Origin of the sequence: Pseudomonas sp. 43A (assembly GCF_013363935.1) — a bacterium.
GTDB classification, from domain to species: Bacteria; Pseudomonadota; Gammaproteobacteria; order Pseudomonadales; family Pseudomonadaceae; genus Aquipseudomonas; species Aquipseudomonas crudilactis.
The window spans coordinates 6300922-6314481 of the sequence record NZ_CP054880.1 but is presented as its reverse complement, the minus strand read 5'-3'; the positions used below and the strand labels follow the sequence as shown (position 1 = coordinate 6314481).

12 protein-coding genes are annotated in these 13560 nt (G+C 59.8%); 8 read left to right on the top strand and 4 right to left on the bottom strand.

All coding sequences use genetic code 11. The annotated features are described in order from the left end of the window. Positions 1–48 precede the first annotated feature (48 nt). Genes HUW52_RS27935 through HUW52_RS27910 form a run of 6 tightly spaced genes read left to right on the top strand, consistent with a single transcriptional unit; the run spans position 49 to position 9273 of the window. Positions 49–2919, top strand: coding sequence for an aminotransferase class III-fold pyridoxal phosphate-dependent enzyme (locus HUW52_RS27935; protein WP_175555440.1), 2871 nt, complete (start codon positions 49–51; stop codon positions 2917–2919). A 9-nt stretch (positions 2920–2928) separates the two neighbouring features. Next, positions 2929–3666: a 3-oxoacyl-ACP reductase family protein gene (locus HUW52_RS27930; protein WP_016987257.1), complete on the top strand. Its 738-nt coding sequence runs from the start codon at positions 2929–2931 to the stop codon at positions 3664–3666. Further along, positions 3663–4427, top strand: coding sequence for an SDR family NAD(P)-dependent oxidoreductase (locus tag HUW52_RS27925; RefSeq protein WP_016987256.1), 765 nt, complete (start codon positions 3663–3665; stop codon positions 4425–4427). The genes HUW52_RS27930 and HUW52_RS27925 overlap by 4 nt, the downstream gene beginning before the upstream one ends. Positions 4428–4429: 2 nt before the next feature. Next, entirely contained in the window at positions 4430–5728 is a 1299-nt protein-coding gene (locus tag HUW52_RS27920; protein WP_175555439.1) for a DUF1302 family protein, read from the top strand. Positions 5729–5787: 59 nt separating this feature from the next. After that, on the top strand, positions 5788–6624 hold the full coding sequence (locus HUW52_RS27915) for an outer membrane lipoprotein-sorting protein (RefSeq protein WP_093442334.1): 837 nt from the start codon (positions 5788–5790) through the stop codon (positions 6622–6624). Positions 6625–6657: 33 nt separating this feature from the next. After that, entirely contained in the window at positions 6658–9273 is a 2616-nt protein-coding gene (locus HUW52_RS27910; protein WP_175555438.1) for an RND family transporter, read from the top strand. Between the two features lie 69 nt (positions 9274–9342). Here the strand turns inward: HUW52_RS27910 and HUW52_RS27905 are convergent, their stop codons facing one another. The 3 genes from HUW52_RS27905 to HUW52_RS27895 form a co-directional block, all read right to left on the bottom strand. Beyond that, positions 9343–9753, bottom strand: coding sequence for a MerR family transcriptional regulator (locus HUW52_RS27905; protein WP_100846316.1), 411 nt, complete (start codon positions 9751–9753; stop codon positions 9343–9345). A 199-nt stretch (positions 9754–9952) separates the two neighbouring features. Beyond that, positions 9953–10528 (bottom strand): NAD(P)H-dependent oxidoreductase, encoded by a 576-nt coding sequence (locus tag HUW52_RS27900; RefSeq protein WP_016984258.1) that lies wholly within the window; start codon positions 10526–10528, stop codon positions 9953–9955. A gap of 55 nt (positions 10529–10583) precedes the next feature. Beyond that, positions 10584–11465: a LysR substrate-binding domain-containing protein gene (locus tag HUW52_RS27895; protein WP_016984259.1), complete on the bottom strand. Its 882-nt coding sequence runs from the start codon at positions 11463–11465 to the stop codon at positions 10584–10586. A gap of 216 nt (positions 11466–11681) precedes the next feature. Here HUW52_RS27895 and HUW52_RS27890 point away from each other — a divergent pair, with 216 nt between their 5' ends. Then, positions 11682–12446, top strand: coding sequence for a sulfite exporter TauE/SafE family protein (locus tag HUW52_RS27890; RefSeq protein WP_175555437.1), 765 nt, complete (start codon positions 11682–11684; stop codon positions 12444–12446). Here HUW52_RS27890 and HUW52_RS27885 read toward each other — a convergent pair. Then, a complete protein-coding gene (locus tag HUW52_RS27885) occupies positions 12436–12750 on the bottom strand; it encodes a putative quinol monooxygenase (protein WP_175555436.1) in 315 nt (104 codons plus the stop codon). The genes HUW52_RS27890 and HUW52_RS27885 overlap by 11 nt on opposite strands. A 184-nt stretch (positions 12751–12934) precedes the next feature. On the opposite strand from HUW52_RS27885, the gene HUW52_RS27880 reads away from it, so the two are divergent. Beyond that, positions 12935–13519 (top strand): NAD(P)H-dependent oxidoreductase, encoded by a 585-nt coding sequence (locus tag HUW52_RS27880; RefSeq protein ID WP_175555435.1) that lies wholly within the window; start codon positions 12935–12937, stop codon positions 13517–13519. The last annotated feature ends 41 nt before the right edge of the window (positions 13520–13560 follow it).

Below are 13560 nucleotides of genomic sequence, written 5' to 3'. Positions count from 1 at the left end.
GCACGTAACGAAACGCATCTGATTTTTTACTTAAGGGATAGAACTGTCATGGATTACCGCGATTACGTACGGCCGAAATTCGTAGAATTGATGCAGGCCCTGGGCCTCGAATGCCAGTTCCACAGAGCGCTGGGCAGCAAACTGTTTTACCGCGACCGCCAGGGCGAAGAGGTGACTGTCACTGACTTCCTCGGCGGTTACGGCGCCGCGCTGTATGGCCACAACGATCCGCAATTTGTCGATCAACTCGTCGACCTGCTGCGTGCCGATGTGCCGTTCAACGCGCAGATGTCGGTGCGCGGTGCGGCGGGGCAGTTGGGGCGTGAACTCAGTGAAGCGTTCAATCGTGAACTGAACAACAGCGAACGCTACATCTCGACCTTCTCCAACAGTGGCGCCGAGTCGGTGGAAATCGCCGTCAAGCACGCCGAATACCGTCGTCAGAAAAACCTGCAGAAGCAATTCGACGAGCGTGATTTCGCCCTCGCCAATCTGGTTGCCAGCGACAAGGCTTACGTCGAACTGGACATCGACGATCTCGATTTGCCCGCCGGTCTGCTACCGCAGAATCTGTCCTGCGTGACCGTGCGCCAAGTGGCCGAAGCGGTGCGTCAGCACAACCTGGCGCAACTGCATGTCGAACCAGTGTTCCTCGCTGTGCGCGGCAGCTTCCACGGCAAACTGGTGAACACCGTTCAGTTGACCTATGGCAAGCAGTACCGCAAACCGTTCGCCCGTTTCGGCCTCAACGTCGAGTTCATCGACCCGCAGCAACCCCAGCAATTGCAAGAGCTGCCGGCCCGTCATATTCGTCACTGGCTGAGCCTGGAATGGAGCGGCGAAACCCTGCAGGTCCGCCGCGAAGCATTCAGCGCGATCACGGCGGTATTGCTGGAGCCGATTCAGGGCGAGGGCGGCATCAACGAGTTCGCCAATGAGTTCTATCTGGGCCTGCGGCGTCTGTGCAACGAGCAGCAATGCCCGCTGATCATCGATGAAGTGCAATCCGGTTTCGGCCGCACCGGCACCTTGCTCGGCGCCAGCCATTTCAACTTGCAGGGTGATTACTACTGCCTGTCGAAAGCCTTGGGCGGTGGCCTGATGAAAATCGCCGCAACGGTGATTCGCGCCAGCCACTACGAAAACGATTTCAGCTACATCCACAGTTCGACCTTTGCCGAAGATGATGCGTCCTGCCATATCGCCCTGTCGGCCCTGCGCCGTCTGTTCGAGAACGACAGCGCGATGCTCAAGGATGTGAACAAGAAGGGCGAATACCTCAAGTCTTCGCTGCTGGAACTCAAAGCGGCCTATCCGGACGTGATCGCCGACGTGCGCGGGCGTGGCTTGTTGCTGGGCTTCGAACTGCACGATCTGACCGGCACCAGCTCACTGGTTCAGGCATCGGCGCAGTACAACGATGCGCTGGGCTACATCATTGCCGGCTACCTGCTGCAATTCGAATCGCTGCGCGTGGCGCCGTCGGGCAGCAACGCCAATGTGATCCGTCTGGAACCGCCGGTGTGCATCACCTTCGAAGAAATCGACGGCTTGATCGGTTCTTTGCAGAAAGTCTGCGACATGCTGCGCCGCCGCGATGCTTTCCCGCTGGCCGCCGGTGTGTGTGCCGACAGCATCGCGCAAGTGCCGGCCCGCGAGGTCAGCTTCAAGGAGGATGAAAGCCTCCCAAAGTCTGACGAGAACGTACGCGTGGTGGCGCGCGTGGCGTTCATCAACCATCTGATTGATTCGGACATGCTCAGTGACGTCGATCCTTCACTGTCGACCCTGAGCGCTGAGCAGAAACGCGAATTCATCAAGCGCATGGCCCCCGAGCGCCGTGCCGCGCCGATCGGCCCGGTGCAGATCCGCTCGAAGCTCGGTACTGCCGTGGAATTCACCCTGTACCCGCTGTGCATGGATTCCGACGCCATGGCGGCGTACATCGCCAGCGGTGATCTGCAAACCATCCGCGAAGAAGTCGGCAATCGCATCAAGGACGCCCGCGCCGATGGCTACACCGTCGCCGGGCTGGGCATGTACACCTCGATCGTCACCAACAACTGCCAGGCTTTGCAGATTCCCGACATGGCGCTGACTTCCGGTAACGCGCTGACCATCGGCATGGGCCTGGAAGCCATCGAACAGGGCTGCAAGCAGCAAGGCCTGGAACTGAGCGAGCAAACCGCTGCGGTGGTCGGTGCCGCCGGCAACATCGCCTCGACCTACGCTTCGCTGCTGTCGACCAGTGTCGAGCACCTGATCCTCATCGGTAGCGGCCGCGACGGTTCCCTGCGTCGTCTGGAAAAAACCGCGCAACAGATTTACGCCGAAGCCGCCCGCGCGATTCTCAAGGGCGTTGCCGAGCACGATCGCCTCGCCCGTCGCCTGCAGAAAATCGACGGCATCGATGCGCTGTTGCAGGCCCATGGCAGCAGTGCCGATCTGGGGCAGCGCGTGGCGAAACTGGTCGAGGAACGCTTGGGCGCGAACGCCTTCATCACCGTCAGTAACGATCTTGATGTGCTGAAACAGGCGCGCATCGTGCTCTGCGCGGCGAACGCACCGCAGCCGTTTCTCTTTGCCGAGCACTTCGCCGAAAACAGCGTGATCTGCGACATCGCCGTTCCGTTGAACGTCGACCAGAACCTCGCCAGTCAGCGTTCCGACGTGCTCTACATGCATGGCGGCATCGTGCAGACGCCGCTGGGCGATGGCCTGGTGAAAAACGTACGGGCCTATCTCAAGCAAGGTCAGTTGTACGCGTGCATGGCCGAATCGGTGTTGATGGGCCTGTCCGGGATGAAACAGCACTACTCCTACGGCGACATCAGCCGCGAGCAAGTGCAGCAGATTCGTGCACTGGCGGCGACTCACGGCTTCAGCCTCGCGCAGTTCAAAACCGACAACTCGCTCTAAGGAACGGTCATGCCGAATAAAGTAGCAGTGGTGACCGGTGGCAGTCGTGGCATCGGTCGGGCGATTGTCCTGGCCCTGGCCGGGGCGGGTTATCAGATCGCGTTCAGTTACGTGCGCGATGAAGTCGCGGCAATGACCTTGCGCGATGAAGTTCAGGCGTCGGGCATCGATTGCCTGGCATTGCAGTGCGATGTCAGCAGCGGCGACAGCATCAAGGCGTTTTTCGAGCGGGTCGATCAGCATTTCCAGCGTATCGATCTGTTGGTCAATAACGCCGGTATCACCCGCGACGGTCTGCTGGCGACGATGTCGTCGCGTGACCTGATCGACGTGATCCAGACCAACCTGATCGGCACGATGCTCTGCTGTCAGCAGGTGGTGCCGGGCATGTTGCGCCAGCGCAAAGGTTGCATCGTCAACATCAGTTCGGTGGCGGCGCAGAAGCCTGGCAAAGGGCAGAGCAACTATGCCGCCGCCAAGGGCGGGGTCGAATCGTTGACCCGTGCCTTGGCGGTGGAGCTGGCGCCACGCAATATTCGCGTCAACGCGGTAGCGCCGGGCATCGTCAAGACCGAGATGAGTACGGCGCTGATCGGCAGTCAGGAGGAAGAAATCCAGTCGCGTCTGCTGATCAAGCGCTACGCGGAACCTGAAGAAATTGCCGAAGCGGTGCTGTACCTCGCCGATCGCGGTTTGTACCTGACCGGGGAGGTCCTGTCGGTTAACGGCGGGTTGAAGATGCCATGAGCCGGACCATTCTGATTACCGGAGCGGCGAAAGGCATCGGCCGCGCGGTTGCCGAGAACTTTGCCGCCGACGCCGACAATCGTCTGATCCTGCTGGATCTCGATCTGGCCGAACTGCAACGCTGGGTCGATGAGCAACAGGAGCAGATCCAGGCGCGAGTCGAAACCCATGCGGCGAACATTGCCGACCTGCCGGCCATGGAGGCGTTGTTCAAGAAACTCGGCTCGCAAGTCGAGTACGTCGACGTGCTGGTCAACAGTGCAGGCATCTGCAACGAGAACGAGCCGGAGGATCTGCACAACTGGCACAAGGTGATTTCGGTCAACCTCAATGGCACGTTCTACGTGACCTCGCTGTGTCTGGCGCTGATGCCCGACCGTGGGCGGATCATCAATATGTCGTCGATCCTCGGCCGTGCCGGCAAGGTGCGCAACACCGCGTACTGCGCGTCCAAGCACGGCATCGTCGGCATGACCAAGGCGCTGGCGCTGGATCTCGCTTCGCGGCAGATCACCGTCAACGCAATTCTGCCGGCGTGGATCGACACGCCGATGTTGCAGGGTGAACTGGCGACGCAAGCGGCGATTGCCGGGCTCACCCAGGAACAGATCGTGCGCAACGCGAAGAAGAAACTGCCGATGCGCCGTTTCATCCAGAGCGAGGAAGTGGCGGCGATGGTGCGTTACCTGGCCAGCCCCGAGGCTGGCGGAGTGACCGCCCAGAGTCTGGTGATCGATGGCGGTGTCGGGTTGGGAATGTAACGATGCCTCGATTTCACAACAGTCACATCGTGGGTGCGGTGTGGGCGTGCATGGCTGCACCCACCGCGATGGCCGAATTTACCGTCGCTGATCTCAAGCCCGATTACGCCGAAGGTGAAGTCGGCGTGGCCACGGCCATGCGCCTGCACGGCGACGACCAGATCACGCAAAAAGCCGTGTATTTCAAAGCCAATCTGGAAGACAACTGGGAGGGCGGTTACTACAAGGCCAAGGGCCGCGTGCGTTACGACGCGCGCTACGACGGCAACAATCCGTACAGCGAACGGGCGCGGGACAAGTACCGTTTCGACGCCGATTGGCGGCATCTCTACGTCGGCCATTCGCTGGGCGACGGAGAGGTGACGGTGGGCTGGCAGCAGGTGGTCTGGGGCCGCGCGGATGAATTGCGCGTGCTCGATCAGATCAACCCGCTGGACTATCGCGATGGCCTGACGCCGCTGCTCGAAGACAGCCGCATCGCCGTGCCCATGGTGCGTTTTGCGCAACCGGTGGGCGAGTGGGAACTGGAGGCGTTGTGGATCACCGACTTCGTGAAAAACCGGGCGCCGGTTGAGGGCAGTGAATTTGCCGCGCCACTGTTTGCCGCGCCGGACCCGCAGTATTTTCTGCTCGATTCCAAGCCCGGCTATGACGGCGACAAAGGCTATTCCTATGGCCTGAGCGCCAACGGTCGGATCGGTGCAGTGGACACCAGTTTTGTTGCCTTGAGCGCCCGTCAGCAAGACCCGGTGTACGCCGTCGAAGGTCTGGCCGATGACGGCCGTACGCGACTGGAAAGGCAATTTCCCCGTTACACCATGGGCGGTGCCGGACTGGCGATCGACGCCGGGCACAGCATCGTGGTGCGCAGCGAGGTCGCGTATTTCGACAACTGGCGAGTGACCAATCCGACCCGCGCCTACGGTGCCGACAGCACGCCGATGGTCAAGTCGCTGCTGGGTGTCGACTACCTGTTGCGCGACTGGCTGATCTCCGCGCAGTGGCAGGAGCAGGTGCTGCTCGACTGGCAGGACGGCATGTTGCAGGACAAGCGCGAACCGCTGTTCACCCTGTCGGCCGAAGGCACCCATTGGCAGGACCGCCTCAAAAGTCGCCTGGTGGTCGCTGGCTCACCGCCGTTTCAGGACGACGCCTTGCTGCAAGGCATCTTCACCTACAAGCCGGTCGACTACATCAAGCTCGGCCTGGAAGTGGATGTGTTCTTCGGCAAGCCCGAGAAGACTTTCGGCGAGTACAGCAAACGCGATCAAGTGCGGCTGTCGGCCGGTTATCTGTTCTGACCCATCACGCCTGCCGCTCTCGTGCGCAGGTGCATTCATCCAACGAAAAGGAAGTTGTCATGTTGCCGTTTTTGAAAAGTCTGACCACCGCCGCACTGATCCTCGGCAGCGCCTGCGCCAGTGCCGCCGAGGCTGGCAATGCCGATGAGATCATCCGTCAGGTACGCGATCGCAATGACGGGAACAGCTTCATGTCCCAGGTTTCGCTTATCCTGCATGACAAGAAAGGCAATACCCGGGTTCGTGAGTTCACCTACCTGCAAAAGGATTACCCGGACAGCGACAAGTTCAGCATGTACTTTTCTGCACCGACTGACGTGCGTGACGTGGCCTTCCACATCGAAAACCCGCACGAAACCCTAGGCCTGGAAGACAGCCAGTGGATGTACCTGCCGGTCAGCCGCCAGACCCGCCGCATCTCCACCACCGACAAGCGTGGCTCGTTCATGGGCAGTGAGTACTCGTACGCCGATCTGGACAAGATTCGCGTCAAGGACTACTCGCAGAAACTCGTCGGCGAAGAACAGATCAAGGGCCGCGACTGCTACGTGATCGAGCGCGAACCGGCGTCCCCCGAAGTGCTGGCCAAGACCGGTTACAACAAACTGAAGGTGTGGATCGACAAGCAGAATTTCCTGGTCATGCGTCAGGACTTCTTCGACGTCAAAGGTGTGCTGATCAAGCAGATGCGCACGCAGAAAGTCGCGACCATCGATTCGATCGACAGCATCGTGCTCAGTGAGACCGAACACTTTATCGACGGCACGCGCTCAGAAATGCGCTTCAACCAGTTGCAGTACAACGTCTCTCTGGAAGACCGCCTCTTCACCCAGACCGCCATCAAGCGCGGGCTGAAAACCGGTGACCTGCCGGACTTTGCCGTGTCTGCCCGCTAAGCGCCGACCCCGACGACCTGGAACCGCATGATCATGGAAAGATATCTGAATTTCGTCGAGCGCTATGCGCGGGCGATTGTTTTCCTGCTGGTGGCGATTACGGCGTATTTCACTTATACGCTGGGCGCGCTGGTGTCCGACACCAACCCTTATCTGCTCAAGGAAAGCCACCCGGCGCGCAAGACCATCATCGACTTGCAGGGTGAGTTCACCGGCACGTTCGACTCGGTGATGGTGGCGCTGAACAACCCGCAAACGGTGTTCAACAAATCAACACTCAACGCGTTGTTTTCGATGTCGCAGTCGGTGCGCAAGATGATCCTGGCCAACGATGCCGACAAGGATCAGTTGGCGCAGATCGTTGCCCGGCACCCGGACGACAGTCGTGCGCAGTTGTTGACCCGGGACATTCTCGAGGGTGGTTTTTCGCAGAACGATTACGCCAACGCCAAGGCCTTGCGTGATCATGCCCAGAGCCAGAACTGGGATTCCCATGATCAGCTGTTCCTGTCCTTTCTCGCCGAGCGGATCAACCCGATCCGCGAAATGGCCTCGATGGGCGACCTGGAAAACATCGTCCTGACCGACGACGGTGAGCTGTTGATCCACAAAACCCTCAATGCCTACGACATGGACCCGGCAGTGGTCGAGTCGCAGATCATGGGCAACGAGTTGATGGTCGACGGGGTGGTGTCAAAGGACAAGAAAGTCGCGATGCTGGTGGCTGAACTCGGCACCAAGCAGGACGACGCCCAGGCGCAATTGCGCGCCTATCAGATCGTGCGCGGCATCGTCGCGCAGTATCAGGCCGAGCACCCGGAGTACAAGGACGAAATCTTCATTGCCGGCATGCCGATCTTCATCGCCGCGCAGCAGGAGATCATCGATCACGACCTGGCGGTGTTGTTCCCGATCGTGTTTTTGCTGATTACCTTGCTGCTGATTTTCTTCTTCCGCAAACCACTGGGCGTGCTGCTGCCGCTGTTCAACATTCTGTTCTGCACCATCTGGACCTTGGGCCTGATGGCGCTGTTGCGGGTGCCGTTCGACCTGTTGACCAGTGTGCTGCCGGTATTCTTGTTCACCATCTGCTGCTCGGATGCGATCCATGTGATGGCTGAATATTACGAGCAGAAAAACGCCGGCAAGAGCAATCGCGAGGCCAACCGCGAAACCCAGCGCCTGATGGTGGTGCCGGTGGTGTTGACGACCGTGACGACCATCGCCACGTTCATGATTTCCACCACCAACAACATTGTCAGCATCCGCAATTTCGGCGTGTTCATGTCGATCGGTCTGACCGCGGCGCTGATCATTTCGCTGCTGCTGATTCCGGCGTGGATCGCGATCTGGGGCAAGGATCAGCCGAAGCAGGCCAAGGCCGAGGTACACAAAGAATCGATCATCTCGCGGTATCTGGTCGCGTTCTGTGCCTGGATGATCCGCTTTCGCAAACCGATCCTGATGGTCATGCTGCCGCTGCTGGCACTGGCCACCGTGTTCACCTTCCGCGTCGATATTGAAGACTCCGGCATTGCTTACTTCAAGCCGGAAAGCCACATTCGCGTGTCTGATCAGTTCATCAACCACGCCAAAGTGGCGGGGACGGCGCCGGGCTGGATCGCCATCGACAGCAAAGAGCCGCGCGGTGTGCTGACCACCGAAGTGGTGCAGTTCATCGACAAGCTCGACCACTTCATCAAACAGCAACCGAACGTCAGTTACGGCTACTCGCTGGCCACCTACGTCAAGCGCATGAACCTGGTGCTCAACGACATGAACCCGGAGTATCTGCGGGTACCGAATGCCGTGGAGAAAGTAACGTCGGTCAATGATGACGGGCAGATCGAGCGCTTTGAAGTGCCGGGCAATTCGCTGATCGAGCAGCACGTGATGCTGTTCGAAAACGGTGGCGGTTCGGACCTGAACAACGTGCTCAATGCCGACTTCTCCAAGGCCCTGACCCTGTACACCATGACCTCGTCTGTCGCCAGCGACTATCAGGGCATGCTCGACCGCCTCGACGCCTGGCTACTGGTGAACAAACCGGCCAACCTTGAGGTGACCCACGCCGGCACGCCGTTGATCTGGACCGGGGTGTTGCAGGAAATCACTCAGGGTCAGGTGCTGAGTTTTTCCCTGGCCTTGCTGGTCGTCACGTTGATGATGATGTACTGGCTCAAATCGGTACGCCTCGGGGTGCTCGGCATGTTGACCTTGCTGACCACGTCGGTGACGGTCTACGGCTTCATGTTCCTGTTCGGCATCGAGCTGAACATCGGCACGACGCTGGTGACGTTCCTCGTGGTCGGGGTGGTCGATTACGCCGTGCACCTGCTGTCGCGGATCAAGTTGCTGGTGCAGCAGGGCATTGAGATCGACGCGGCTATCTTGCAGGCGATGCACAGCGTCGGCCGTTCGACGGTGATCAACGTGGTGATCTTCTCCGTGGGCTTCATGGCGCTGCTGTTTTCCGACTTCAAGCCGATTGTCGATCTCGGCGCATTGGTGGCGATGGCGCTGTTTTCCAGCGGGGTCATGACCATTGTCCTGGTGACGCTGGTATCGCCGTGGTTCTTTGCGGCGATTACGCCGGTGCATGCGCCGGTTCAAGCGCTGCGCACAAAAGGGGAGGCGGTGCCGGGCTGACTCGCCAACGACCGGGCGCGCCTGCCCTGAGACGACAGGCGAACCCGGTCATGCGGCGCAGCAGGGTTTTCAGTTCAGGGTAGTGCCCGGGTTTTTTTCGCCATAACGGGCAATGCGCTCGAACTGACATTCCTGTCGCGCATCGTTGAGGTTGTTTTCGAACGCTTCGAGGCCGTCGTGCAACTGCTGCAAATCGCCGATCTGGGTCACCAGTTCGGCTTTTTTTTCGGCAATGGCTCGTTGCGCCATGTCCCATGGGAATTCGTCGCCGCGGTAGTTGTTGAGGATCACCTGCAGCTCTTTGAGCTTGAAACCCAGTTGCTGGGCGCACTTGATGAACGTCAACACCTCGACACTTTGCTGGCTGTAGATGCGGTATTTGCCTTCACGCTTGGGCTCTGGCAACAGGCCGATTTCTTCGTAATGGCGAATGCTTTTGACTGTGGTGCCCGACAGCTGGGCGGCTTTGCCGATATACATAAGGTCCGTCTCGATGGTCAAACATAGCGTAGCGCGATCAGGCGTCATGCCGGATCGGCGGCGATTATATGTCCAATACCATCGGAAAATTGCAACTGCGCGTAAATGACGTGCACAGGCGACGGACGGGCTCGTGAAGGGAACCCGAAGAGGCACTGACGGCGGCGGGTGCGCCGTCAGTTGAGGCGGCTGGAAAACCCTAGACGGCGGCGGTCACGCGCGCCTTTTCCAGCCAGGCATCGCGCTGGTTTGGCTTGGAGCCAAGGATCGGCCCGAAGGTCAGCGTCTTCAGTGGCTTGATGCCGCAGAATTCCAGCGTGGTCTTGCGCATCTGATTCAGCCCCGGCATCCCATAGATCCATTTGTAGTACCAGTACGGCGTGTCCATGGTCACCAGCAAATGCGCGGTGCGGCCCTTGAGCAGCTTGTCGGGGAAGGCTTTGCCTTCGCGATATTTGAAGGCGAAACCCGGCAGGAAAATCCGGTCGACGAAGCCTTTCAACAGCGCCGGAATCCCGCCCCACCAGATCGGATAGACGAATGTCAGGTGCTCGGCCCAGGTGATATCGGCCTGCGCTTGCAGCAGGTCCGGCTCCAGTGGCTGCACCTTGTTGTAGCCTTCGTGCAGGACCGGGTCGAACTCCAGCGCATCCAGACGCAGCAGCCGCACGTCATGCCCGGCGTCCTTGGCGGCCTGAACGTAAGTCTCACTCAATGCCCCGCAGAAGCTGTCGGTGGAGGGGTGACCCAGTATCACGAGCATTCGTTTGCTCATTGTGTGTACTCCTGAAATGAAGCGCACAGGATAGAGTCTGCCCCTAGCGGTAGAGTCAAGGCACCAGCGCATCAAACAAGGCCCGGGCGTAACCGGGCAGGTGGTCGAAGTCCCGCGCGCACAATTGCAGAGTGCGATGGGCCCAGACTTCGTCCAGCGGCCGGCACGTTATCGAGTGCACCGCCGCCCAGCGCTCGATAGCCACCTTGGGCACGATGGCCAGCCCCGCACCTCGCGCCACCATGCGCATGACGGCCTCGAAGCCATCGGCACGGATCCGGATCGACATGCGCTGGCCGATGTGCAGCGCTTGTTCCTCCAAGTGAATCGCCAGCGCGCTGTGGCTGCCAAGCGCCACATAGTCGTGCGCCAGGGTTTCACCAAACGTCAGCGACGCCTGACTCGCCAAAACATGCTCGGGGGGCAGGATCAGCACCAATGGATCGTCGCGAAAGGGGCGGGTTTGCAGGCCGTGGGTGTCGACCGCATCGGAGACGATCCCCAGGTCCGCCGCGCCCTGGCGCAAGGCGTGAGTGATGCGCGCGCTGGGCAGTTCCTGCAAGTCGATGTCGAGATTGGGGTGATCACGCAGGAAGTCCGCGAGTACTTCCGGCAGGTATTCGGTGATCGCCGTGGTGTTGCACAGTAAGCGCACCTGACCTTTGACGCCTTGGGCGTAGTCGGCCAGATCCTGCTGCAGGCGTTCGGCCTGTTGCAGGAGGATGCGCGCGTGCTGGGCCAGCGCCTTTCCGGCGGCCGTCGGTGTGACGCCACGGCGGCCGCGCTCAAGAAAATCGACGCCAAGCGAGGCTTCCATGGCGCGGATTCTGGCGCTGGCGGCGGCCAGGGATAAATGGCTGCGGGCTGCGCCGGCGGTGATGTTGCCGGTGTCGAGGATGTGCAGGTAGAGGCGCAGGTCGGTGAGGTCGAAGTGCATGAGGGTGGCCTCTGGTTTTAGGGTGTTCGGGCTGGCCCCTTCGCGAGCAAGCTCGCTCCCACGGGGAGTTGTGTACGACACACATCCAATGTGGGAGCGAGCTTGCTCGCGAAGGGGCCAGAGGCTTCAAAGAAAATATCAGCCTCTTGTATGGGCAGAGGCACCCTCAGTATATGGCAGATTTTCATCCAACCTCGACCAGCGCACAGTAGCGCCATGAACACACTCACAGATTTCTACCAGCACCTCGGTCTGGCTCTGTCCCTGCTGGTCATCATGACCTTCATCCTCGCCGGCCTGATCAAAGGCGTGATCGGCCTCGGCCTGCCCACCGTCGCCATGGGTATGCTCGGTCTGGCTATGGCACCGTCGCAGGCAGCCGCTTTGCTGATCATCCCGGCAACCCTGACCAACGTCTGGCAACTCGCCTTTGGTGGTCACCTCAAAGGACTGATCAAGCGCCTCTGGCCAATGCTGCTGATGATCTTCCTCGGCACCGCTATCGGCACGTTGTCGATCGGCATGGCAGGCGGGCATTGGGTGGTGCGCGGGCTCGGCGCGGCGCTGTTGCTTTATGCGTTGAGCGGTTTGTTTCTGCCAACGCTGAGCGTCAATCCCCGCCATGAAGGCTGGCTGGGTCCGGCGTGCGGTTTGATCACCGGTGTCATCACCTCGGCCACCGGCGTCTTCGTGATTCCAGCGGTGCCGTACCTGCAAGCGCTGGGCTTGAATCGCGATCAACTGGTGCAGGCGCTGGGCCTGTCCTTCACCGTTTCGACGCTGGCGTTGGCCGGTGGATTGCTTTGGCGTGGCGCCCTCGGTGGCGGCGAACTGAGTGCTTCGCTGCTGGCGCTGATCCCGGCCATTCTCGGCATGTTGCTTGGCCAATGGCTACGCGAACGGATCAGCGCCGTGCTGTTCAAGCGGGTGTTCTTTATTGGTATGGGCGCGCTTGGCGCCCATTTGTTGATCAGCGGTTAGCCGAGGCTTCGCTGAGCATTTCAATCTGGCGGATATCAAAATCACGCTCCAGATAATCCATGCGTCGCTCGAAGAATGCCTTCATGTGCGGCAGGTTCGAGTGCTCATCCAGGTGCGCTTGCGATGCCCAGATCTCGTAGAAGATAAACAGCGTCGGGTCTTCCTTGTCGCGCAGCATGTGGTACTCGATACAACCCGGCTCAGCGCGACTCGGCTCTACATAGGCGCGAAACAGCGCTTCGAAGGCCTCGGATTGTTCCGGGCGGGTCTTGGCGTGCAGGATAAAACCCAAACGTTCACTCATCACAACGACTCCTCAAATTCAGAACGTCGCGGATGTTATTGCAACAATCGTCGATAGATTCGTGCTTTTTGATCAAATGTATTTTGCGCAAAACCGGCTTATTCCGCGCGAGGCGGATCGTTAATCTGCCGCCATTCCAGTTTCCCTTCTCCATCCAGCCCAATGGCTGCGCCGAGGCTTTCTCATGAAAAAAGTGCTGTTGCTCAATGGCGGTAAAAAATTCGCTCACTCCGACGGTCGCTACAACACCACCCTGCATGAGGCCGCGCTGAGCGTGCTGGATCGTGGCGGTGTCGACGTCAAAACCACTTTCATCGACGAGGGCTATGACGTCGCCGCAGAAGTAGCGAAATTTCTCTGGGCCGACGTGATCATTTATCAGATGCCGGGCTGGTGGATGGGCGCGCCATGGACGGTGAAAAAGTACCTCGACGAAGTCTTCACCGAAGGCCACGGCAGCCTCTACGCCAGCGACGGCCGCACCCGTTCCGATGCGTCGCAGAAGTACGGCAGCGGCGGTCTGATTCAGGGCAAGCAATACATGCTGTCGCTGACCTGGAACGCACCGCAGCAAGCCTTCGATGACCCGACGGATTTCTTTGAGGCCAAAGGCGTCGACGCGGTGTACTTCCCGTTTCACAAGGCCAACGAATTTCTGGGCATGACCGGGTTGCCGACGTTCCTTTGTGTGGACGTGATGAAGCGGCCGAACATCGAGGCTGATGTGGCGCGCTATGAGCAGCATTTGACCGAGGTGTTTGGCCTCTAGGGCTGATGCTCGGCTACTATCGAAGGCCTGAGCCTGCGGGG